The following is a 22,171-nucleotide window of genomic DNA, read 5'->3' as shown; positions in this document are numbered from 1 at the left end:
GGAGTCATGATGCCGGAACGCCGCTTCGCCACCCTCGACGTGTTCACCGACACGCCGCTGGCCGGAAACCCGCTCGCGGTGGTGCTCGATGCCGACGGGCTCAGCGCCGAGGCGATGCAGGCGATCGCCGGCGAGTTCAACCTGTCGGAGACGGTGTTCGTCCTGCCGCCGGCCGAGCCGCGTCACCGGGCCCGCCTGCGCATCTTTACACCGACCCGCGAACTGCCCTTCGCCGGCCACCCGACGGTTGGAACGGCGGTGCTGCTCGCCCTCCGCGACCGGGCCGAGCGGCAGGCGGTGGCGCTGGCGGATGCCGCCGCCTTCGGCCTCGAGGAAGAGATCGGCATCGTCTCCTGCGTCGTCGAGGCGGCGGAGGATGGCCACAACGGTCGTGCCCGTTTCAAGCTGCCGGTTCTGCCGACCTATCTCGGCGAGGCCCCCGCCAACGAAGCCCTGGCCACGGCTTTAGGACTGAAGCCCGGCGATCTCGGCTTCAACCGCCATCAGCCGAGCCGGCACGGCGCCGGCCCTGCCTTCACCTTCGTGCCGCTCGCCTCCGGCGAGGCGCTGGCGCAGGCCCGGCTCGATCCCGCCCGGTTCGAGCGCCTGTTCCGACATGCCGAGCCGGACGCGCTCTACCTCTATGCTCTCGACGCGGAGGGCCTCGGGCAAAGCTACCAGGCACGGATGTTCGCGCCCCATCTCGGCGTTGCGGAAGACCCGGCGACGGGCAGCGCCGCGGCGGCCTTCGCCGGCGTGCTGATGCAGTTCGAGCCGCTGGGCGAGGGCACCCACGACGTGGTGATCCGCCAGGGCGTCGCCATGGGGCGGCCGAGCACGATCGACCTTCAGGTCGTCATCGCCGAGGGCACCCTGCGCTCCGTCGAGATCGGCGGACAGGCCGTGGTGGTGAGCGAGGGCGTGCTGCGTGTCGATTGAGATCGCGGGCGACGCCGCACCCGGTTTCAGCCTCACGCCGTTGGATCGGATCTCCGCGCGCGCGCGTCGAGCACGATTGGACCTGGGCGCGGGACAACGCCGAGGCGATCGACCGCAACTGGGAGCGCCGCCTGGCCGAGACGCCGGGCCTGTTCGACGGGCCGGTCTACCTCGCCAGCGGCTGCACCTTGGCGGACGGCGCCTGCGAAGCGAGCCTGTTCGAGGTGCGCTACTCGCGCTTCCTCGCCTTCCGCGATGCGGGCGTGCCCGACGCGCTGGTGGCCAACGCCTTCGCGGCGATCGTCCCGCACAGCCGCGACGGGGCGGTTCTGCTCGGCGTGATGGGCGCCCAGACCGCCAATGCCGGCCAGATCTACTTCCCCTGCGGAACGCCCGATCCCGGCGACCTGCGCGATGACGGCACGGTCGATCTCGCCGGCAGCGCCGCGCGCGAACTCTTGGAGGAGACCGGCCTGACGCTCCCCGAGGGGGCGGAGGAGGACTGGGTGCTGCTGCGCGGCGACGGCCAACTCGCCTTCCTGCGCCCGGTCCGCTTCGACTGCACGGCCGAGATGCTGAAGGCTCGCATCGAATCGCATCGCGGCCACGAGGACGAGCCGGAACTCGCCCACAGCATCATCGCCCGCTCGCGCTCCGATATCGACGCCGCCCGGATGCCGGGCTTCGTGCAGGCCTATCTTGCGAGCGTCTTCCCGGCCTGAAAGCCCGGCGGTTACCGGTAGCCGTAGCGCGCCTTGGCCGCCGCGAGCAGGCTCGTCGCCTCGCCCTCGCGGCCGGCGGCGCAGGCGCTCGCCGCCTTTTCGAGGTCGGCGCTGAAGCGCGTGCCGACGGCCGCGGAGAGATCGCCGGTCTTCACGTCGCCCGCGACGATGGCCTGGGTCCGGGCGATGGTCGGGCCGCAACCGGTGCCTGTCGGCAGGGCGGTGACAACCGGTGCTGCGGCCACGGCCGCGACCGGAGGCGGCGCGCTCGACTGGCAGGCGCTCAAGGCGCAGCCGAGGACGAGGAGGGAGACGGCACGGGGAAGCGGCGCGGGCACGACGGGTCTCTCCGGTTGCGAGACGAGGTTCGCTGCAGCCAAGCTTGGCCGGCGGTTTGTGCCTCCCGCAAGTGGGCGGGTCAATCATCGGAGAGACGCGGCACAGCCATGTGCTTGTCACGATCCCCGCCAATCGGTACATACCGCCACCCTGGTCTCGTAACGGTCTTCCGGCGAGTCAGCCTCTTGAGGAGAATCGAGCGTGGCCCCTGGCCGCCCTGCGCAGACGAACGATGGCGCCGCTCTCGCGGCCGCTTCGTCGTGCGCACTCATTCTCGTAGGCCTGCTTCTTAGCCGCCCCTGAGGGCCGTCCGGGCGCGATCGCCTGGGCTCTCAGGGGATGCCGCCCATCGACCGGAAGACAGGCTTTTCCGGCACCGCTCCCAACGTGTCGAGCGCGCCGGCTGCGAGGAACGAAGACCCATGGCGAACACGACTCAGGGCGCGAAGGACCGCGTCGTCATCTTCGACACGACGTTGCGCGACGGCGAGCAATGTCCCGGCGCCACCATGACGCTCGACGAGAAGCTGGCGGTGGCCGAACTGCTCGACGGGATGGGCGTCGACATCATCGAGGCGGGCTTCCCCATCGCCTCCAACGGTGACTTCGAGGCCGTCTCCGAGATCGCGCGGCGCACCAAGCGGGCGACCGTGGCGGGCCTCGCCCGCGCGATTCCCGCGGACATCGCTCGGGCGGGCGAGGCGGTGCGGCACGCCGAGCGCGGCCGTATCCACACCTTCGTCTCGACCTCGGCGATCCACCTCGCCCACCAGATGCGCAAGACGCAGGACGAGGTGATCGAGATCATCCTCAAGACCGTGGCCCAGGCCCGCGACCTCGTCGAGGACGTGGAATGGTCGGCCATGGACGCGACCCGGACCGACATCGACTATCTCTGCCGCTGCGTCGAGGCGGCGATCCGCTCGGGCGCCACCACCATCAACCTGCCCGACACCGTGGGCTACGCCACGCCGCAGGAATACGGCGCGATGTTCCGCCAAGTCCGCGAGCGTGTACCGAATGCCGACAAGGCGATCTTCTCCGTGCATTGCCACAACGATCTCGGGCTGGCGGTGGCGAACTCGCTGGCCGGCCTGGAGGGTGGTGCTCGGCAGATCGAGTGCACGGTCAACGGCATCGGCGAGCGCGCCGGCAACGCGGCGCTCGAAGAGATCGTCATGGCGATCCGCACCCGCGCCGACGTGATGCCCTACGACACCGGCATCGACTCGACGATGCTGACCCGCGCCTCGAAGCTTGTCAGCCACGCGGCGAACTTCCCCGTGCAGTACAACAAGGCCATCGTCGGCCGGAACGCCTTCGCCCACGAGAGCGGCATCCACCAGGACGGCATGCTCAAGCATTCCGAGACCTATGAGATCATGACCCCGGCCTCGGTCGGGCTCGCCAAGACCTCGCTGGTGATGGGCAAGCATTCCGGCCGGGCGGCGTTCAAGTCGAAGCTCGGCGAGCTCGGCATCTCGCTGTCCGACAACCAGTTCCAGGACGTGTTCGAGCGGTTCAAGGCCTTGGCCGACCGCAAGAAGCACGTCTACGACGAGGATATCGAGGCGCTGGTGGATGAGAAGCGCGCCACCGCCCACGACCGCATCAAGCTCGTCTCCCTGTCGGTGATCGCCGGCACGCGGGGCCCGCAGCGCGCGACGATGAAGATCGAGATGGACGGCCGCATCTTTACCGCGGAGGCCGATGGCAACGGCCCGGTGGACGCGGTCTTCAACGCGATCCACGAGATCGTGCCGCACGACGCGGTGCTGGAACTCTACCAGGTCCACGCCGTGACCGAGGGCACCGACGCTCAGGCCGAAGTCTCGGTCCGGCTGAAGGCCGGAGAGCGCTCGGTCACGGCGCGCGGTGCCGACCCGGACACGCTGGTGGCCTCGGCCAAGGCGTATCTCTCGGCGCTCAACAAACTCTCGGCGGCCTCCGTACGGCTGCACGCGCAGCACGCTGCGGTGGTTTGAGCCGCAGTTCGATCCCACCCCACTCCCTCATCCGGAGGTGCCGCGGTCGCGGCCTCGAAGGAGAGCTCTAGGGATCGCGAGGCCGGCTGGAGCCCTCCTTCGAGGCTCCGCTTCGCTTCGCACCTCAGGATGAGGGCGCGTTTTTGGACGATCGGCCGGTTAGTCGATCAGCTTCGAAAAGTCCCGAAAAAATGCCCGCCTATCGCTCCCGCACCACCACCCATGGCCGCAACATGGCCGGCGCCCGCGGCTTGTGGCGCGCCACCGGCATGAAGGATTCGGATTTCGGCAAGCCGATCATCGCGGTGGTGAACTCGTTCACGCAGTTCGTGCCCGGCCACGTCCACCTGAAGGATCTCGGCCAGCTCGTGGCCCGCGAGATCGAGCAGGCGGGCGGTGTGGCCAAGGAGTTCAACACCATCGCGGTCGATGACGGCATCGCCATGGGCCATGACGGGATGCTCTACTCGCTGCCGTCCCGCGAGCTGATCGCCGACAGCGTCGAGTACATGGTCAACGCGCATTGCGCCGACGCCATGGTCTGCATCTCGAATTGCGACAAGATCACCCCCGGCATGCTGATGGCGGCGCTGCGCCTCAACATCCCGGCGGTGTTCGTCTCCGGCGGGCCGATGGAGGCGGGCAAGGTCGTGATGAACGGCGTCACCCGCAAGTTCGACCTCGTCGATGCGATGGTGGCCGCGGCCGATGATCGGGTCTCGGACGAGGACGTCGCCGTCATCGAGCGCTCGGCCTGCCCGACGTGCGGTTCGTGCTCGGGCATGTTCACGGCGAACTCCATGAACTGTCTCACCGAGGCGCTCGGCCTCTCTTTGCCCGGCAACGGCTCGACGCTCGCGACCCATGCCGACCGCAAGCGCCTGTTCGTCGAGGCCGGTCACCTCATCGTCGATCTGGCGCGCCGCCACTACGAGCAGGACGACGCCAGCGTCCTGCCGCGCTCGATCGCGACGATGGCCGCCTTTGAGAACGCGATGACCCTCGACATTGCCATGGGCGGCTCGACCAACACGGTCCTGCACCTGCTCGCCGCCGCCCACGAGGGTGAGGTGCCCTTCACCATGGCCGACATCGACCGGCTGTCACGCCGGGTGCCGGTTCTGTGCAAGGTCGCCCCGGCCGTCGCCAACGTCCACATGGAGGACGTGCACCGGGCCGGCGGCATCATGGGCATCCTCGGCGAACTCGACCGCGCCGGGCTGATCGACCGGTCCGTCGGCAATGTCGGCTCGGGCACGCTCGGCGCGGCGCTCGACCGCTGGGACGTCAAGAAGACCCAGAGCGAGTCGGTTCAGACCTTCTTCCGCGCCGCGCCCGGCGGCGTGCCGACCCAGGTCGCCTTCAGCCAGGCCTCGCGCTGGGACGAGCTCGACCTCGACCGCAAGGCCGGCGTCATCCGCTCGGCCGAGCACGCCTACTCGAACGATGGCGGATTGGCCGTGCTCTACGGCAACCTCGCGGAAGACGGCTGCATCGTGAAGACGGCGGGCGTCGATGCCTCGATCCTGACCTTCACCGGCACCGCCCACGTCTTCGAGAGCCAGGATGCGTCGGTGGACGCCATCCTCAACGGCCGCGTGAAGGCCGGCGAGGTGGTGCTGATCCGCTACGAGGGCCCCCGCGGCGGCCCCGGCATGCAGGAGATGCTCTATCCCACGAGCTACCTGAAATCGAAGGGCCTCGGCAAAGCCTGCGCCCTGGTCACGGACGGCCGATTCTCCGGCGGGTCCTCGGGCCTCTCCATCGGCCACGTCTCGCCGGAAGCCGCCGACGGCGGTCTGATCGGCCTCGTCGAGCAGGGTGACCGGATCGAGATCGACATCCCGAACCGGCGCATCCACCTCGCCGTGGACGAGGCCGTGCTGGCCGAGCGCCGCGCCGCCCGCGACGCGGAGGGCTGGCGTCCGGCCACGTCCCGTAAGCGCAAGGTCAGCACGGCGCTCCGCGCCTACGCGATGCTCGCCACCAGCGCCGCCAAGGGGGCGGTGAGACGAATCGAGCCGTAGGGCATTCTTGTATCGCACCGGTTCTGGCTTCCACCCCGCACCTCATGCTGAGGCGCCCGCGCAGCGGGCCTCGAAGCACGGCGCAAGGTTGATCCAGGCCCGGCGCGCTGCTCCCAGCGAAGGCAGAGCCGCCGCGGCGTGCTTCGAGGCCGAGCTTCCACCCCGCACCTCAGCCTAAGGGATCGCAGCGGCGTTACAGCAATGCCGAGGTCATCCCTCGCGCATCGGGCACGGATCACGCATAGACGCGTTCTCAGGCGGAGCTTCGCTCCGGACGGGACCATCGCCTATGCAGATCGCCACGCCCTATCTGATGTTTCTCGGCGACGTGCCGGACCGGCTCGCCGCCAAGACCGCCTACGGCATCAATGACTGGCGCCCCGAATGGTGCGTCGGCCAATTCCGGATGGAGGGCTGCGCCGCCGATCTCGGCATTCCTGACCTGACGTTGGAGGAGGCCGTCGCCAAGGGCTGCAAGACCATGGTCGTCGGCGTCGTCAATGCCGGTGGCGTGCTGCCCGACCACTGGGTCGCGGAGATCGTGGCGGCATTGGATGCCGGGCTCGACGTGGCGAGCGGACTGCATGTGCGGCTCGGCTCGATCCCGCAGATTGCCGAGGCAGCCAAGCGCAATGGGCGCGCCCTGCACGACGTCCGCCACACCACCGAGACCTTCCCCACCGGCAAGGGCACCAAGCGTGCGGGCCGGCGCCTGCTCACCGTCGGCACCGATTGCTCCGTCGGCAAGAAGTACACGGCACTCGCCCTGGAGCGTGGCATGCGCGAGCGCGGCTTCGACGCCGATTTTCGTGCCACCGGCCAGACCGGCGTGTTCATTTCCGGCCGGGGCGTGGCCATCGACGCAGTCGTGGCCGATTTCATCTCCGGTGCCGTCGAATGGGTTTCCCCGGCGGCCGGGCCGAATCACTGGGACCTGATCGAGGGGCAGGGCTCGCTGTTCCACCCGTCCTTTGCCGGCGTCAGCCTGCGGCCTGCTGCACGGCGCGCAGGCCGACGCCTTCGTGATCTGCCACGAGCCGACCCGCACCCGCATGCGCGGCGTCGAAGCGACCCTGCCGACGATCCAGGAGGTCATCGACCTGACCATCCGCTGCGGCTCGCTTACCAATCCGGGCATCCGCCCCGTTGGCATCGCCGTGAACACGCAGGCCCTGCCCGAGGCGCAGGCGCGCGCGCTGCTGAGCGAGGCGGAATCCGTCCACGGCCTGCCCGCCACCGATCCCGTGCGCTTCGGCGTCGAGGGCATCGTGGAGCGGATCGCCGCCGAGTTTCCGGCCTGAGGGAGAAGAGCCGATGCCGCGTCTGACCGTTGCCGTCGAGCGCTTCCCCATTGCCGGATCGTTCACGATCTCCCGCGGCAGCCGCACCGAGGCGGTCGTCGTCGTCGCGACCGTGGAGGACGGTTCGTTTCGCGGCCGGGGCGAGTGCGTGCCCTATGCCCGCTACGGCGAGACGGTCGAGAATGTCGCCGCCTTCCTCGATGAGCAGGCGGCATGGATTGCCGATGGGGGAGGACGGTTCGACCTCGCCGGGCGGATGAAGCCGGGTGCCGCCCGCAACGCCCTGGACTGTGCGCTGTGGGATCTCGAAGCGAAGCGCACCGGCAGGCCCGCCTACGAACTCGCGGGGGTCGCCGCACCGGGGCCGGTCACCACCGCCTACACGCTGAGCCTCGGCGATCCGAACGCGATGGAGGAAGCAGCCCGTGGGGCGGCGCACCGGCCGCTGCTGAAGGTGAAGCTCGGCGGCGAGGGCGACCCCGAGCGGATTGCCGCCGTGCGCCGCGGCGCGCCGGATTCGCGCCTCATCGTCGATGCCAACGAGGCGTGGCGGCCCGAGACGATACGCGACAACCTCGCGGCCTGCGCGGCGGCGGGCGTCGGCCTGATCGAGCAACCGCTGCCGGCGGGCGAGGACGGCTTGCTCGCCGAGATCGACCGCACGATTCCGATCTGCGCCGACGAGAGCCTGCACGACCGCGCCGGGCTCGATGCCCTGGCCAAGCGCTACGACGCGATCAACATCAAGCTCGACAAGGCGGGCGGTCTCACGGAAGCGCTGAAGCTCGCCCACGAGGCGCGGGCGCGCGGCTTCGAGATCATGATCGGCTGCATGGTCGGCTCGTCGCTCGCCATGGCACCGGCCCTGCTGCTCGCCCACCACGCGGCTTACGTCGATCTCGACGGGCCGCTGCTGCTCGCCCAGGACCGGGCGCCGGCCCTACGCTACGAGGGCAGCACGGTCTATCCGCCGCAGCCCGAGCTGTGGGGTTGAGCGCGGTCCCTACTGAACCGAACGGATCGCCAGCGACGGCACCACGTCCTCACTGAGGCGCAGGCGGGCGTCGAGGATCGGTGCGGCCGGCTCCTCCGCCTGCTGCTGCGCGAGGTCGGCGATGGCCTGATACTGGCTCAGGCGCCGGTCGATCATGCCGTCGAGCTTCTCGTGGACTTCGGCCACGGTGAGGCTGCGGCGCTTGCCCCCGTCCTTGGCGGTGAAGATGGCGCGGTTGGCCCGCGCAGCCCGGCCGAAGGCGGCCTTGGCGACCTTGTCCGGATCCTCGGCGCTGAGCGACAGGAATTTGCCGGCGCTCGCAGTGCCGAGGAAATGCGCGAGATAGAGTTCGGTGGTCTTCAACTCGCGGCCGATCCGCGCCTCGATCCGGCTACGGTCCCGCTTGATCAACTCGCCGGCCATCAGGCCCGACACGTAGGGGTCGTTGCGCAGGTCGAGCACCCGCTTGCGCGTCGCTGCGTCGGCGATGGTGATGCCGGCGCCATGGCCCTTCACCGCGGCGGCGTCATCGGCCATCCCGTGCTTGGCGCCGTACTGGCGGATCATCTCCAGCCAGGTGCCGGTGACGAACTGGAACAGACCCTGCGCCGAGGAGGCGGAGGACTTCACGTTGGTATCGAAGCTCGATTCCTTGTCGGCGAGCGCCATCATGTAGACGGGATCGACGCCGGTCACCTCGGAGGCCTTCAGGATCGTCTCCACCAGCGGACGCGACACGCTCATCTCGCCGAAGCGGAGGATCTCGTCGTCGGTGTCCGAACGGGGATTGGCCAGCGACGCCTGCATGCGGTCGATCGAGGCGGTCAGCCCGCCAGCCTGGCCAAGCAGCGCGGTGCCGCCCCATTCCGCCTCGGCCCCGGCCGGGCGGAGATCGGCCCGCACCATCATCGGGATCGAAATCGCGACATGTGCGTTCTCGTAGGCGGACACGGCCTGCGGCCCGGCCAGCAGCAGGGTCACGCTGGCGGTCAAGGCGGCAAGGCTGCGCACGAGCGGCGAACGAACGCGCGACGGCTGCGAAGCAGCACCGTTGCCGGCATTCGACCCGCAAGGCACGAGTCGGCTTACGTCGTCGGCGCAGCGCGCCGGCTCCGGGTAAACCCCCATCGGTCTTCCTTGTTGGTGCCTCGGCGTTCTTTTGTGCCGGGCTTCGTTTGACCGGCGGAGGTTTCGCCGCCGGGTGTGACCACAATGGGACCACCCCGTGATCCAAACGTGATCCCGTTAATCCAGCGTTAAGCCATTGTGTTTACGATATTTTAACCAAACGATGCAGTCCCGGCGAAAGCGGACCTGCGGCAAAGATGGCAGGGTCGGCACCGGAACGGACCGGGTTGGTCACAGTTGTCATGGGCCGCGCGGCCTCCCGTTAGGGCTCATCCTAAGGCGTCAGCGCCACCACAACAGAAAGATCGAGTTCCCATGGGCATTCAGACCGGTCGACGCGTCGGAGTGGCGTTCGTTGGCATGGGCGGTGCAGTCGCGACGACAGCCATCGCCGGCATCGAAACCATAAAATCGGGTTCGAACCGTCTGGATGGCCTTCCGCTCGCGGGTGTCTCCGTCGCCGGGATGGCCGACTATAAGGATCTCGTCTTCGGCGGCTGGGACCTGAACGGCGATGACCTCGCCTCGGCCGCCACCGGTCACGGTGTGTTGAGCCGCGAGGACATCGAGAACGGCGCCCAGGCGCTCAAGGGCATCACGCCCTGGCCGGCGGTCGGCTCGGCCAAGTTCTGCAAGAACATCGACGGCGGCAACCGCATCGTCGCCAAGGACCATCGCGAGACCGTCTCGGTCATCGCCAACGACCTCAACCGCTTCCGCAAGGAGAGCAACCTCGACGACGTCGTGGTGATCAACCTCGCCTCGACCGAGCGCTGGCCCGATCTCTCCGTCCCGGTTCTCAACTCGGCCGAAGCCTTCGAGAAGGGGCTCGATTCGAGCGACGAATCGATCTCGCCGGCGATGCTCTATGCCTATGCGGCGATCAAGAGCGGCGTTCCCTATGCGAACTTCACCCCCTCCATCGCCGCCGACGTTCCGGCCCTGATGGAACTCTCGCGCGAACTCAACGTCCCGGTCGCCGGCAAGGACGGCAAGACCGGCCAGACCATGATGAAGACGGTGCTGGCGCCGGCGCTGAAGGCCCGCCAGCTTCACGTCGATGGCTGGTTCTCGACCAACATCCTCGGCAACCGCGACGGCCTCGCCCTCAACGATCCGAACTCGCTGCAATCGAAGCTCAACACCAAGGGCACTGTGCTCGATTCGATCCTCGGCTACCCGGTCGAAGACCACCTCGTGCACATCCACTATTACCGCCCGCGCGGCGACGACAAGGAAGCCTGGGACAACATCGACGTCACCGGCTTCATGGGTCAGCGCATGCAGATCAAGGTCAACTTCCTCTGCAAAGACTCGATCCTGGCGGCACCGCTGGTGATCGAAATCGCCCGCGTGCTGGATCTCGCCAAGTCCCGCGGTGACGGCGGCGTGCAGGAGCAACTCTCGACCTTCTTCAAGGCGCCGATGGTGAAGAACGGCCACGGTCCGGAGCACGATTTCGGCAAGCAGCAGCGGATGCTGTTCGACTGGCTCGGCGCGCAGCAGTAAGGCCCCACGCCCGTGACGGGTTTTTCGCAAACCGGGCCGGCAGCTCCCGTCGCGGTGCGGGAACTGCTGGTCGAACTCGGCGATCTCAAGCGCGTCCGCTCGGCGGGGCGCGCGGGCTCGATCGCCGAGCGTCTATTCGCTCAAGGGTGGTCGGCGCTCACCGGCGGCGCCCCGCCGGAGACTGTTGCCCTCGACATCACGGCCAAGGCGCTGGCCGCCGCGCGGCTCTGCGACCTCGACGCGGCGTTCCTCTCCGCCGCCGGGCTCGATGAGGCGCAGGCCTCCACCGTACTGGTCGCGGGGCTCGATGCAGTTTCGGAATCGGTCGATCCCGAGTTGCGGGATCGGCTTCGGGCCTGTCTGCGCGAGCCCGCCGCTCTGCCGGCCGGGCCCGTGCCGGGCTTCGTCGGCGCCCTGGCGCAGCAGCCCAGAGCAGGGGTGACCTGCCCCGGCAAGCCGCGCATCCTACTCGAACCGCCCGAAAACCATGCCGAGCATTGCCTTGTCGTGGCGGTCTACGGCGTGCTGCTCAGCCCGTTCTACCGGGCCGATCCGACGAGCGTGTTCCTGGCGGCGATGGCGCACCACTTCCACAACGCGGCGATGCCGGACGCCGGCTTCACCGGCGAGATGCTGCTCGGCGACCATCTCTGGCCGATCGTGGGGCGCTGCTCCGAATGGGCCCTGGAAGAACTGGAGCCGCCGCTGCGGGAGACGGTCCGTGCCGCTCGCCTCGTCCTGCCGGATGATGCCACGGCGGAGGGCCGCGCCTTCCACGCTGCCGATTCAATCGACCGCGTCCTGCAGATCGCCCAGCACCTTCGGGCCGCTTCGCTGACGATGGATACGGTGCTCGGCGAGATGGAACTGGTCCATGCCGGGCCGGTCAAGGCTTTCCAGGATCGCGTTCTGACCGATATGCGCATCCCGTGACGTCCCGCGCTGTCCGGCAGAATCCAGGCTCATGATCCCCTTCGATCTCCTTTCGCCGGAGACCGGCCACAGGCTTAAGGCCGACGGCGCGCATGCCCTGCGCGACGCCGAAACCGGAGCCCGCTGGCCGGTCATCGACGGCATTCCCTATCTTCGCACCGGCCGCGACAGCCTCGTCGCGGCGGTGCTCGATCATCTCGAAGCCGATCGGCGAGAGGACGCGCTCGTCCTCCTGCTGGCCGATCAGGACGATTGGTGGACCGGTCCGCCGGCCGACCCGGAGTCGTTGCGCCGGCTGGTTCGGGAGCGCGCGAGCGCCACCCTGCGGCAGGCCGTGGACTGGCTCGGCTGGGGCCGCGTCGGCGACTACTTCGTCAACCGCTGGACCGACCCGACCTTCCTGGCGGGCCTGAGCCTGCTGGAGGCGCACTGGAACGACCCGGTCTGTGCGTTCGAGCTTGCCTGCGGCATCGGCCATTACCTGCGCGAATTGAAGCGCCGGGGCGTGAAGGTCGCGGGTGCGGACGTGGTCTTCGCCAAGCTCTGGGTGGCCCGGCACTGGGTGGTCGGCGAAAAGGCGCAGCTCGTCTGTTTCGACGCGTCGTCGCCGCATTGGCCGATTCCCGAGGCGCCGGTCGATCTCGTGATCTGCAACGACGCCTTCTACTTCCTCGACGACAAGCCCGGCATCCTCTCTTGCCTGCGGCAGACCGCCGGGGAAGAGGGCTGGCTCGCCCTCAGCCACATCCACAACAGTGGGCGGCCCGGCTTCTCGGCCGGCAAGGCGATCTCGTCGGCCGAAATCGAGGAGCTGTTCCCGGACGGGCTCGTCTATGACGACGCCGAACTGACCCGCGCCCTGGTTGAGGCCCGCGCACCGCAGCCCCGCGAGCCGCGCGACCTCCGAGGCTGCGAGGCGTTCTCGGTGGTGGCCGGGCCCGGTATGCGGCCGGCGCCGCGGGCGATCGTGGACGGCATCACGCTGCCGCCGGCGGATGCGGCGCTTCACCTCAATCCACTCTACGTGCCCGAGGACGGCGGCTTCGCCATTCGCTGGCCGTCGGAGCGCTACGAGGCTGAGTACGCCTCGCAGGCGACCTATCCGCTGCATTCGGATGGCCCGGAGGCCATCGACTGGAACGGCAAGCCCAACACGTCGGACGCGGCGCGGGTGCGCCGCCGCGAATATGTCGATCTGCCGGAGCGCTGGTGATGGTGGGAAGCGTCGGCTGGGGCATCGTCGGCTATGGCTGGGTCGCCCGCGACTACATGGCGCCCGGCATCCGCGCCGCGGGGCATCGCCTGATCGCCGTTGCCGATCCCGGCGCGGCGTCGCGCGCGGCGGCGGAAGCCGAGGGCGCGCGGGCGCATGCCGACCTCGCCGGGTTGATCGCCGAGCCCGAGGTCGAGGCGGTCTATGTCGCCACGCCGAATCATCTCCATCGCGGCGCGGTCGAAGCGCTCTGTGCCGCCGGCAAGGCGGTCCTGTGCGAGAAGCCGATGGCCGCCTCTCTCGCCGATGCGGAAGCGATGGCGGCGGCGGTGCGCAAGTCCGGCGCATTCTACGGCACCGCCTTCGACCAGCGCCACCATCCCGGTCACCGTGCCATGCGCGACCTCATCCGCGCGGGCCGGCTCGGCATGGTGACGGCGGTGCGCATCGTCTATGCCTGCTGGCTCGATCGGGCCTGGGCGTCGTTCCGGGGCCAGGACAATTGGCGCATCGATCCGGCCCAGGCGGGCGGCGGCGCGCTGATCGACCTCGCGCCCCACGGGATCGACCTCGTGGATTTCCTGCTCGGCGAGCCGATCGACGAGATCGCGGCCATGACCCAGGCCCGCGCGCAGGATTACGCCGTCGATGACGGCGCCCTGCTGATCGGCCGAACCGGCTCAGGCGCGCTCGCCCAACTCAACGTCGCCTACAACTGCCCCGACGCCTTGCCGCGCCGCCGGCTGGAGGTGATCGGCACCAGCGGGATGCTCACCGCGACCGACACGATGGGCCAGACCGCGGGCGGCAGCGTCACCTTCACGAATGGTGCGGATGGCCGGGTCGAGGACATCGCCTTCGACACGACGGCTTCGCCCTTCCTCGAACAGGTGCGCGCCTTCGGCCGCGCCTTGCGCGAACGGGGCGAGCGCGCCGCCTGGGACGCCGAGCGCGACCTGCACACCATGCGCCTGATCGCCCGCGCCTACGCGGCGGCAGGCAAACCGGCCGGCCGCGACGCGGCCTGACGACGATTGTTAGGAGCAGACCGTACGATCCCACCCACGCCCTCATCCTGAGGTGCGGAGCGAAGCGCAGCCTCGAAGGATCGTCCAGATCCCACGCGATCCCTGGAGGATCCTTCGAGGCCGCTTCGCGGCACCTCAGGATGAGGTTCGGGGTTGGAGACAGGACGGTCAGCCGCTGCTGATGGAACGGACATGACAGCGACCGACGCCCTCGACCGGGACGACCGCGCCCACCACCCGAATCTGGCGGCGCCGCGCTCCTATCGCCGCGGCTCACCGCGCAAGATCGAGGGGCTGCCCACGCGGCTGCCCGATGTCGTGAAGGCCTATCTCGACGTTCTGCCGGAGGGCCGGGTCGTCGGCTTCAATCTCGCGGGGCTCGACCGCACCGGCATCCCGGTCTGGTTCGTGGCGCTCTTTCTCGATGATCCGTTCTATGTCGGCGCCATGCCCTCCGGCATCGGCTACGGCGCCACTGACGACGAAGCGCTGATCGGTGCCGTGGCCGAGATCGCCGAGAACCTGATGCCGTCCGTCGCCCTGCTGCCGCGCAAGGGCGACAACCAAGCGGCCGTCTCCTACGCCGACCTCGTGCGCGTCTACGGCGCATCCTCCGTCACCGATCCGCTGACGCTGTGCTTGCCCGCTGGTTCGTCCGTCGGCCGCGATACCCCGCTCGACTGGACTAAGGCGGTCCGGGCCCGCACCGGCGAGTCGGTGTGGATGCCGCTCGATATCGCCGCGACCGACTACTTCGAGCTGCGCGAGGGCTATCAGCCCTTCACCAACCTCATCACCAACGGCCTCGGCGCCGGGCCGGACGTGAACTTTGCGCTCGGCCACGGTCTGCTCGAACTGCTCCAGCGCGACGGCAACGGCCTGTTGTTCCGGGCCCTCGATCAGGGCGTGATGCTCGATCTCGACGGGATCGGCCCCGAGACGCGCGGCATGCTCGACCGGCTGGAAAGCCTCGGCATCCGGGCGCTGCCGAAATTCGCCACCGATCAGTTCGGTCTCACCAACCTCTACGTCGTCGGCTACGACGAGGACCCGGCCCGGACGCCCGCGCCGATCGCGCTCTCGGCCTGCGGCGAGGCCTGCGATCCGGACCGCGAGCGGGCTTTGCGCAAGGCGCTTCTCGAATTCCAGGCGGCGCGCGTCCGAAAAACCTTCGGCCACGGGCCGCTGGCGCTCGCCGACACGGTGGCCCCGCCCGGCTATGTCGAATCCTTCATCCAGAAGGCATTGCCGAGCCTCGATCTGGAGGAGAGCCGCGCGCTTCAGGCCATGCTCGCATGGCTCGACCTGTCTTCGGCCGAGCTGCGTGGGGTTCTGAGCAACACAGTCTATTCCGAGCGCAGCACCAAGGCTTTTTCCGACCTGCCGACGACACCGGCCCCGGACGGTCACGCCCGCGGAAAGATCGCCCGCGACCGGCTGGAGGAGGCAGGCTTCGATGTGCTCTACGTCGATTGCACGCCGCCCGGCGGCGGGATCGGCGTGGTCAAGGCGATCGTGCCGGGGCTCGAAGTCGAGACCATGAGCTACTACCGGATCGGCGAGCGCAACGCGAAGAAGCTGATCGAGCGCGATCATCCGCTGATCCGCTTCGGCACGCCAACCGACACGCTGCTGCCGGTCCGCCTGACGCCGGAGGCGATCGAGCGCCTCGGCGGCCAGCCGCTCTTCGACGTGGCCTTGGCTGAGCAGATCGTCGGCTCGCATTATCCGCTCTACCGCGAGCCGGAATCGCACCACGCGCCGTTCCGCTATGAGCGCCAGGGCCGCCGGGCCGAGCGGAGGCCTGCATGAGCCTACGCTTCGCCTACAACACCAACGGCACCGCCAATCACCGCATCGAGGATGCGATCCGCCTCATCAAGGATGCGGGCTATGACGGCGTCGCGCTCACCCTCGACATCCACCATCTCGACCCCTTCGCCGAGAATTGGGTGATCGAGGCCGATCGCATCGCCAGTCTCCTGAACCGGCTCGAACTCGGTTCGGTGATCGAGACCGGCGCCCGTTTCCTGCTCGACCCGACCGCCAAGCACGAGCCGACCCTCGTCACCGCCGACGCTTCAGGCCGTGCGCGGCGCGTCGGCTTCCTCAAGCGGGCGATCGAGATCGGAAAGATCCTGAACTCCGAAGCCGTCTCGTTCTGGGCCGGCGTGCCGAAGCCGGGCGTGGACCACGGCGAGGCGCGGGGATGGCTGATCGAGGGGCTGCGCGAAGTCGCCGACTTCGCCGCCGAGAAGGGCGTCGTCGCGGCCCTCGAACCCGAGCCCGGCATGCTGATCGAGACGCTCGACGACTTTGCCGCGATCGACCTGCCGGGCCTGTCGCTCGCTCTCGATACCGGTCACTGCCTCGTGACGGGGGAGCGCGATCCAGCCGCGGCCGTGCACGAATTCGCCCCGCGCCTCGGTACTGTGGCGATCGAAGACATGAAGCGGGGCGAGCACATCCACCTGCCCTTCGGCGAGGGTGACATGGATGTCCCTGCCGTTCTGGACGCGCTCGACGCGATCGGGTTCAGCAAACTCGTCTGCGTGGAGCTTTCGCGCGAGTCGCACCGCGCCGACGTGATGGTCGTCCAATCCCTCGATTATCTCCGCACCTGCCGCCGTCCCGGCCCCGGACTTCCGATGCCGGACACCACACCGCGCGAAGCCGCGATGCCCGGGCTGCCCACGTCATGAGAATCTGTTTCGTCAGCCGCCGCTACTTCCCGGCGATCTCCGGCATGAGCGTCTATGCGCAGAACCTCCTGCGCGAGGTGGCGGGGGCCGGCCACGACGTGACGATGATCTCGCAATATCGCGGCGACGAATTCGGCACGCGCGTCTATGGCGGCGGCCCGCCGCCCGCCGTGCCTGGCGTCCATGTCATCGGCCTCGAACAGCAGGGCGAGCAGGAGGGCGGGGATTTCGAGCGCGACATCGATACGATCGTCGCGACGATCTGCGCCGAGCACGCCAAGAAGCCGTTCGACGTGCTGCACGCGCAGTATGGCTACCCGACCGGCTGGGCGGTGTTGCTCGCGGGCAAGCGGCTCGGCGTGCCGACGGTGGTCTCGATCCAGGGCGGCGACGGCCACTGGGTCGGCTCCTGCTGCGAGACGCATCGCCGCGCGATGGTCGAGGTGCTGGCCCATGCCAACGCGCTGCTGATCGGCGGGCAATCCTTCCTGAAGGAGGTCTGTGACCGGCTCGGCTCCGATCCCACTCGCTTCACCATCGTCCCCGGCGCCGTCGATACCGCCCGCTTCACCCCAGGAGAACGCTTCCAGGCCGAGCGTGAGGACGAGGAACCGGTGCGGCTGCTCTACCATGGCCGGGTCGACCGCCGGAAAGGCGTGCTCGACTTCCTCGATGCCCTGGAGCGGCTTTGGGAGGCCGGCGTGCCGTTCGACGCGACGATCTCCGGCATCGGACCGGATGTCGAGTCCGCCCGCGCGAAAGCGGACGCCATCGGCTTCACCTCGGCCCAGGTCCGCTTCACCGGTTACGCCGACTACGACACCGTGCCGGACCTCTACCGCGAGGCCGACGTCTTCGTTTCGCCGACCTACGCGGAGGGCTTCTCGAACACGATTCTGGAGGCCATGGCCGCCGGGCTTGCCGTAGTCTCGACCCACTCGGTCGGCGTCTCGGATTGCCTACGGGACGAAGAGAACGGCCTGCTGGTGAATCCCGGTGACGTGCGGGCGCTCACCGCCGCCCTTCGTCGGGTTCTGGAGGACGACGATCTGCGCCAGCGTCTCGCCGAGGCCGGATTGGAGGAGTGCCGCCGGGTCTATTCCTGGACCGCCGTCGGCCGGCAGATCATGGATGTCTATGCGCAGGTCGCCGGGGAGCGCCCGCACACGGATGTCCCGGACACACTGCCGATCGATGCCGATTGCCGCTTCCGCAAGGAGCCGCACCTGCTGTGACGCGTACCGCACTCGCCATCTCGCCGCATCTCGATGATGCGGTTTTCTCGGCCGGCGGCACGCTGGCGCGGCTTGCCGCGCAGGGCTGGCAGGTCGTCATGGCGACGATCTTCACAGCATCGGTGCGGGACCCGCGCGGCTTCGCCCTCGCGTGCCAGCTCGACAAGGGGCTGGGGCCGGAGGTCGATTACATGGCCCTGCGCCGCGAGGAGGATCGCGCGGCGGCCCGTGCGCTCGGCATCGACGAGCCGGTCCACCTGCCGTTCCGGGAGGCGCCGCATCGCGGCTACGCGTCGGCGCCGGAATTGTTTGCCGAACTTCGCCCCGACGACCGGATCGGCGCTAACCTCGCCGACGCCTTCGAGCGGCTGGTGGCGGATACCGGGCCGGACCTGATCCTCGCGCCGCAGGCCGTCGGCGGCCATGTCGATCACGTGCAGGTCGTGCGCGCCTTCCGCGCCGCGCAGCCGCCCCTGCCGGTATTGTGGTGGCGCGACTTCCCATACACCGTGCGCAGCACCGAGCCGAAAGAACCGCTGCGGGCGATTTTCGAGCATTGGCCCGAGCAGGTCGTGCACCTCGATTCGGAGGCCGAGCACCGCAAGGCGGAAGCCTGCGCCGCCTACGCGTCGCAGGTCGGCTTCCAGTTCGGCGGGCCGGAGGGATTGCGCACGCGTCTTTCCGCCGAGAACGGCGTCGAGCGCTTCCGCTTGCAGGGCCGGGTGCCGCCGGGTCTGCGCGATGCCGGCTTCGCCTGACGTCCCAAAGAGCCTGCGCGATCCCGCCCTTCTCGAGGCGCGCCGGGCGGTGGCCGACGCGCCGCATGTCCGGCCGCTGCGCGCCTTCGCCCGGATGATTTCCGCCGAGCGGGGCGCGGCCGTCCCCGATCCCGATCCGCTCGATGGCGGCGTGGAGGCGCGGCTGCTCCTGCTGCTCGAGACGCCGGGCCCCTCGATCGGCCGCACCGGCTTCGTCTCCCGCGACAATCCGACCGGCACTGCCGCCAACCTGTTCCGCTTCCTGGCCGAGGCCGGGATCGCCCGGCGGGACACGCTGATCTGGAACGCCGTGCCCTGGGTGATCCACGCGCCCGGCGCCCTCAACCGGGCGCCCCGCCGAGCGGAAGCGAGCGCCGCCGCGCCATACTTCGCGCCGCTGCTCGCTTTGCTGCCGCGGCTCGCCGTGGTCGTCCCGGCCGGGCGCTTCGCGCGCGAGGCGTCGGCGCCGCTCTCCGCCTTGCGGCCGGAACTGCCGGTGGTGGCGATACCCCATCCGAGCCCGACCTATGTCTGCACCGCGCCCGCCGTACGCGAGCGCATCCTGGCGGGTCTGGCAGAGGCGGCCGCGCATCTCGCTGCGACGCCGTGACGGTCAGGATACCGTGATTTCGGCCGCATTCCCGGTGCAGGGCATCCCCGTGCCGGTGGCCCTTCGCTGGCCTTTGCCGGTCGAAGCCCCTAAATGCCGCGGGGGCGGTTCGGGATCGATACCGCTCGGGACGACCTGCGCCGAATACACCCTGCGGTCGACCAGCGGAGGCGGATACCGTTCTCACATGAAACCTGCCGGGAAGCACAGGATGGTCACGGAGGCCGAGCCGGCCGACGCGGACCGCGAGGCTGATGCCGGATCGAAGAAGGCATCGAAACGCGGGCGCTATGCCTGGATCGGCACGATCGCCAGCCTCATCCTCATCGTCGCCTCGCTCGGCGTTCTGTGGAAGCTCTCGGAAGAGATCAGTTGGGCCGAGCTACGGGCGGCCTTCACTGCGGTGGCCGCGACTCAGCTTACCGAAGCCTTCCTGTTCGTGGCGGTCAGCTACCTGTTCCTGACCTGCTACGACGCGCTCGCCCTGCGCCAGCTTCGGATCAAGCTGCCCTACCGCATCACCGCGCTCGCCTCCTTCACGAGCTACGCCGTGAGCTTCACCCTCGGCTTTCCGCTCATCACCGCAGCGACGATCCGCTATTGGATCTACTCGAAGCGCGGGCTGTCGGCGGCCAAGATCGCCGCGCTGACGGTGATCGCCGGCTTCACCTTCTGGCTCGGCATGGGGGTGGTGCTCGGCTTCAGCCTCATCATCGAGGCAGGCCAGCTCGCGAGCCTCACTTTCAAGAGCATCGGCGTCAACACCACCGCGCGCCTCAATCAGATCCTCGGCTTCGGCACGCTCGGGCTCGTGCTCGGCTATCTCGCCTGGGTCTCGGTGAAGCGGCGCTACATCAAGGTGCGCCACTGGCACCTCGAATTGCCGGGCGCCACGGTGTCGTTCAGCCAAATGGTGGTCGGCATCGGCGACGTCTGCGCCGCGGCCGCCGTGCTCTACATGCTGATGCCAGAGGGCCTGAACCTCCCCTTCACGACCTTCCTGGCGATCTACGTGCTGGCCGCCATGCTCGGCATCGCCTCCAACGCGCCGGGCGGCATCGGCGTGTTCGAAGCCACGATCCTGCTCGCCCTGTCCTACCTGCCGCGCGAGTCGGTGCTCGGCTCGCTGCTGCTGTTCCGGGTCTGCTACTACCTCGTTCCCTTCGCTCTCGCCTTGGTGATGCTCGGCATCTACGAAGGGATGCAGCGTCTGCGGCGCCGGGCGGCCGCGAACGACCCGTGATCCGGCCGGTTCTCTAGCCCGGCATGTTGAGCAACCCGGCCCGTCCTCTCTGGCTCGGCGTCACCCTGGCCGTGGCCGTGATTGTTTTCGCGGAAGCGATCGGCGGCACGGTCGATGCCGCCCTGATCGTCTCCGCCAGCCTTGCCCTTTTCATCGGCGGGCTCATCGGGCGCCGCGGGCAGGGGCCGGTTCTCCAGCAGTCCGAGGCGGGTCCACCGCGCCGCCACACCATCGCCGAGGCGCTGCTGGCGAACATCCCCGATCCCGTCATCCTGGTCGATCGTCGGGTGGTGGTGATGGAGGCCAACCCGGCCGCCCGGCGGCTCCTCCCGGGGCTGAAGCTCCGCCACCCGCTTTCCTTCTCCCTGCGCGCGCCCGACGTGCTCGATGGCATCGAGGAAGTGCTGCGCACCGGATCGGCCGTGCGGACCGAATACGCGACCCGCGTGCCGACCGAGCGCGCCTTCGAGGTGCAGATCGGCGCCCTGCCGATGTCCGACATGCCCGGCGGCGGCGAGGCCAATGTCGTGCTGTTCCTACGCGACCTTACCGAGGCGCGGCGCCTCGAGGCGATGCGGGTCGATTTCGTCGCCAATGCCAGCCACGAACTGCGCACGCCGCTCGCCGCCCTTCTCGGCTTCATCGAAACCCTTCAGGGCCCCGCCCGCGACGATGCCCGCGCCCGCGAGCAGTTCCTTGGCATCATGCGCACCCAGGCCCAGCGCATGACCGGGCTGATCGACGACCTGCTCTCGCTCTCGCGCATCGAGCTGCACGAGCACGTCGTGCCGACCCGGACGGTCGATCTCGGCCGCATCGCCCGCCAGATGGTCGATATGCAGGCGCCGCTTGCCCTCAAGCGTGGCATCGCGTTGAGCGTCGAGCGGCCCGATATCCCGCTCCCGGTGCTGGGGGATCGCGACGAGCTGCTGCGCGTCATCGAGAATCTCGTCGAGAACGCGATGAAGTATGGCGGCAGCGGCGGCGTGGTCGTCGTGTCGCTCCACCGCGTCGAGGGGGTGGACGGGCGCGGATCCCGGATCGAACTCAGGGTGCGCGACGAGGGGCCGGGCATCGCAGCCGAGCATATCCCGCGGCTGACCGAGCGCTTCTACCGCGTCGATACGGCATCGAGCCGCCAGCAGGGCGGAACCGGTCTCGGGCTCGCCATCGTCAAGCACACGCTCAATCGCCACCGGGGCAAGCTCATCATCGAGAGCGAGCCGGGGCGTGGCACCACGGTGCGCGTGAGCCTGCCGGAGCATCGGCCCGACACCGTGGGACCGATGCCGGACGAGGTGCCCGCACGGGATTAGCGGATGACCCCGGGGGAACGGTGTGCAGTCGGCCCCGTTTGCCGGGAAGAGCCAGTCGATGCCGCCGCGGCAGCGCGGACATCGAACGACGCGCGACACGTGCCGAAAGATGCGGGGGCAAAGGTGCTTTCCTAGCCTGAAAGCCTCGAACGCCCCGCCCCTTGACCTTCCCATGATGGGAAGGCCCAT

General features: G+C 69.1%; 17 protein-coding genes and 2 pseudogenes. 17 read left to right on the top strand and 2 right to left on the bottom strand.

Translation table 11 applies throughout. The features are described 5' to 3' along the window. The first annotated feature begins 9 nt into the window (after positions 1-9). Together M2437_RS20010 and M2437_RS20005 are read left to right on the top strand one after the other, a co-directional pair. Positions 10-939 (top strand): PhzF family phenazine biosynthesis protein, encoded by a 930-nt coding sequence (locus M2437_RS20010; RefSeq protein ID WP_147018559.1) that lies wholly within the window; start codon positions 10-12, stop codon positions 937-939. Then, positions 929-1,661 (top strand): annotated as a pseudogene (locus M2437_RS20005) (NUDIX hydrolase). The gene M2437_RS20010 and the pseudogene M2437_RS20005 overlap by 11 nt, the downstream one beginning before the upstream one ends. Positions 1,662-1,672: 11 nt before the next feature. On the opposite strand, the gene M2437_RS20000 reads toward M2437_RS20005, so the two are convergent. Then, a complete protein-coding gene (locus tag M2437_RS20000; RefSeq protein WP_253388485.1) occupies positions 1,673-1,999 on the bottom strand; it encodes a hypothetical protein in 327 nt (108 codons plus the stop codon). Positions 2,000-2,422: 423 nt separating this feature from the next. Here M2437_RS20000 and M2437_RS19995 point away from each other — a divergent pair, with 423 nt between their 5' ends. From M2437_RS19995 to dgcA, 4 genes and pseudogenes are all read left to right on the top strand, one after another. Further along, a complete protein-coding gene (locus tag M2437_RS19995) occupies positions 2,423-3,985 on the top strand; it encodes a 2-isopropylmalate synthase (protein ID WP_253388484.1) in 1,563 nt (520 codons plus the stop codon). A 191-nt stretch (positions 3,986-4,176) separates the two neighbouring features. Continuing rightward, complete coding sequence (gene ilvD / locus M2437_RS19990; RefSeq protein ID WP_253388483.1) at positions 4,177-6,012, top strand: dihydroxy-acid dehydratase; 1,836 nt, start codon at positions 4,177-4,179, stop codon at positions 6,010-6,012. A gap of 289 nt (positions 6,013-6,301) precedes the next feature. Then, a pseudogene (gene dgcN / locus M2437_RS19985) lies at positions 6,302-7,313 on the top strand (N-acetyltransferase DgcN). Positions 7,314-7,326: 13 nt separating this feature from the next. Then, positions 7,327-8,307 (top strand): N-acetyl-D-Glu racemase DgcA, encoded by a 981-nt coding sequence (dgcA, locus tag M2437_RS19980; RefSeq protein ID WP_253388481.1) that lies wholly within the window; start codon positions 7,327-7,329, stop codon positions 8,305-8,307. A gap of 9 nt (positions 8,308-8,316) precedes the next feature. Here the strand turns inward: dgcA and M2437_RS19975 are convergent, their stop codons facing one another. Beyond that, the gene (locus M2437_RS19975) at positions 8,317-9,435 is read right to left on the bottom strand and encodes a transglycosylase SLT domain-containing protein (RefSeq protein WP_015823022.1); all 1,119 of its coding nucleotides are present in this window, start codon (positions 9,433-9,435) and stop codon (positions 8,317-8,319) included. Positions 9,436-9,750: 315 nt separating this feature from the next. Between M2437_RS19975 and M2437_RS19970 the strand changes: the two genes are divergently transcribed. From M2437_RS19970 to M2437_RS19920, 11 genes are all read left to right on the top strand, one after another. Next, positions 9,751-10,944 carry an inositol-3-phosphate synthase gene (locus M2437_RS19970; RefSeq protein WP_277570370.1) on the top strand — a complete coding sequence of 398 codons (1,194 nt, stop codon included), beginning with the start codon at positions 9,751-9,753 and terminating at the stop codon, positions 10,942-10,944. 12 nt (positions 10,945-10,956) lie between these two features. Continuing rightward, positions 10,957-11,877: an HD domain-containing protein gene (locus M2437_RS19965; protein ID WP_253388479.1), complete on the top strand. Its 921-nt coding sequence runs from the start codon at positions 10,957-10,959 to the stop codon at positions 11,875-11,877. Positions 11,878-11,908: 31 nt separating this feature from the next. Next, entirely contained in the window at positions 11,909-13,090 is a 1,182-nt protein-coding gene (locus tag M2437_RS19960) for a class I SAM-dependent methyltransferase (RefSeq protein WP_253388478.1), read from the top strand. After that, positions 13,090-14,118, top strand: coding sequence for a Gfo/Idh/MocA family protein (locus M2437_RS19955; protein ID WP_253388477.1), 1,029 nt, complete (start codon positions 13,090-13,092; stop codon positions 14,116-14,118). Before M2437_RS19960 ends, M2437_RS19955 begins: the two co-directional genes overlap by 1 nt. A 192-nt stretch (positions 14,119-14,310) precedes the next feature. Then, positions 14,311-15,930: a YcaO-like family protein gene (locus M2437_RS19950; RefSeq protein ID WP_253388476.1), complete on the top strand. Its 1,620-nt coding sequence runs from the start codon at positions 14,311-14,313 to the stop codon at positions 15,928-15,930. Further along, positions 15,927-16,820: a sugar phosphate isomerase/epimerase family protein gene (locus tag M2437_RS19945; protein ID WP_253388475.1), complete on the top strand. Its 894-nt coding sequence runs from the start codon at positions 15,927-15,929 to the stop codon at positions 16,818-16,820. The genes M2437_RS19950 and M2437_RS19945 overlap by 4 nt, the downstream gene beginning before the upstream one ends. Beyond that, the gene (locus M2437_RS19940) at positions 16,817-18,055 is read left to right on the top strand and encodes a glycosyltransferase family 4 protein (protein WP_253388474.1); all 1,239 of its coding nucleotides are present in this window, start codon (positions 16,817-16,819) and stop codon (positions 18,053-18,055) included. The genes M2437_RS19945 and M2437_RS19940 overlap by 4 nt, the downstream gene beginning before the upstream one ends. Continuing rightward, on the top strand, positions 18,052-18,813 hold the full coding sequence (locus tag M2437_RS19935; protein ID WP_253388473.1) for a PIG-L deacetylase family protein: 762 nt from the start codon (positions 18,052-18,054) through the stop codon (positions 18,811-18,813). The genes M2437_RS19940 and M2437_RS19935 overlap by 4 nt, the downstream gene beginning before the upstream one ends. Next, positions 18,797-19,423, top strand: a complete 627-nt coding sequence (locus M2437_RS19930; RefSeq protein WP_253388472.1) for a uracil-DNA glycosylase — start codon at positions 18,797-18,799, stop codon at positions 19,421-19,423. Before M2437_RS19935 ends, M2437_RS19930 begins: the two co-directional genes overlap by 17 nt. Before the next feature lie 211 nt (positions 19,424-19,634). After that, complete coding sequence (locus M2437_RS19925; RefSeq protein WP_056459009.1) at positions 19,635-20,666, top strand: lysylphosphatidylglycerol synthase domain-containing protein; 1,032 nt, start codon at positions 19,635-19,637, stop codon at positions 20,664-20,666. A gap of 23 nt (positions 20,667-20,689) precedes the next feature. Next, positions 20,690-21,982: an ATP-binding protein gene (locus M2437_RS19920; protein WP_253388471.1), complete on the top strand. Its 1,293-nt coding sequence runs from the start codon at positions 20,690-20,692 to the stop codon at positions 21,980-21,982. The last annotated feature ends 189 nt before the right edge of the window (positions 21,983-22,171 follow it).

Origin of the sequence: Methylorubrum pseudosasae (genome assembly GCF_029504475.1) — a bacterium.
GTDB classification, from domain to species: domain Bacteria; phylum Pseudomonadota; class Alphaproteobacteria; order Rhizobiales; family Beijerinckiaceae; genus Methylobacterium; species Methylobacterium extorquens.
Note: the sequence above shows the minus strand (reverse complement) of the source record. Positions and strands in the feature narration are given on the sequence as shown.

What these genes read in the sequence shown, in the direction of transcription:
- M2437_RS20010 (WP_147018559.1), top strand. Translation starts at nt 10, where the DNA reads ATGCCGGAACGCCGCTTCGCCACCCTCGACGTGTTCACCGACACGCCG.
- M2437_RS19995 (WP_253388484.1), top strand. Translation starts at nt 2,423, where the DNA reads ATGGCGAACACGACTCAGGGCGCGAAGGACCGCGTCGTCATCTTCGAC.
- ilvD (WP_253388483.1), top strand. Translation starts at nt 4,177, where the DNA reads ATGCCCGCCTATCGCTCCCGCACCACCACCCATGGCCGCAACATGGCC.
- dgcA (WP_253388481.1), top strand. Translation starts at nt 7,327, where the DNA reads ATGCCGCGTCTGACCGTTGCCGTCGAGCGCTTCCCCATTGCCGGATCG.
- M2437_RS19975 (WP_015823022.1), bottom strand. Translation starts at nt 9,435, where the DNA reads ATGGGGGTTTACCCGGAGCCGGCGCGCTGCGCCGACGACGTAAGCCGA.
- M2437_RS19970 (WP_277570370.1), top strand. Translation starts at nt 9,751, where the DNA reads ATGGGCATTCAGACCGGTCGACGCGTCGGAGTGGCGTTCGTTGGCATG.
- M2437_RS19960 (WP_253388478.1), top strand. Translation starts at nt 11,909, where the DNA reads ATGATCCCCTTCGATCTCCTTTCGCCGGAGACCGGCCACAGGCTTAAG.
- M2437_RS19955 (WP_253388477.1), top strand. Translation starts at nt 13,090, where the DNA reads ATGGTGGGAAGCGTCGGCTGGGGCATCGTCGGCTATGGCTGGGTCGCC.
- M2437_RS19950 (WP_253388476.1), top strand. Translation starts at nt 14,311, where the DNA reads ATGACAGCGACCGACGCCCTCGACCGGGACGACCGCGCCCACCACCCG.
- M2437_RS19945 (WP_253388475.1), top strand. Translation starts at nt 15,927, where the DNA reads ATGAGCCTACGCTTCGCCTACAACACCAACGGCACCGCCAATCACCGC.
- M2437_RS19940 (WP_253388474.1), top strand. Translation starts at nt 16,817, where the DNA reads ATGAGAATCTGTTTCGTCAGCCGCCGCTACTTCCCGGCGATCTCCGGC.
- M2437_RS19930 (WP_253388472.1), top strand. Translation starts at nt 18,797, where the DNA reads ATGCCGGCTTCGCCTGACGTCCCAAAGAGCCTGCGCGATCCCGCCCTT.
- M2437_RS19925 (WP_056459009.1), top strand. Translation starts at nt 19,635, where the DNA reads ATGGTCACGGAGGCCGAGCCGGCCGACGCGGACCGCGAGGCTGATGCC.
- M2437_RS19920 (WP_253388471.1), top strand. Translation starts at nt 20,690, where the DNA reads ATGTTGAGCAACCCGGCCCGTCCTCTCTGGCTCGGCGTCACCCTGGCC.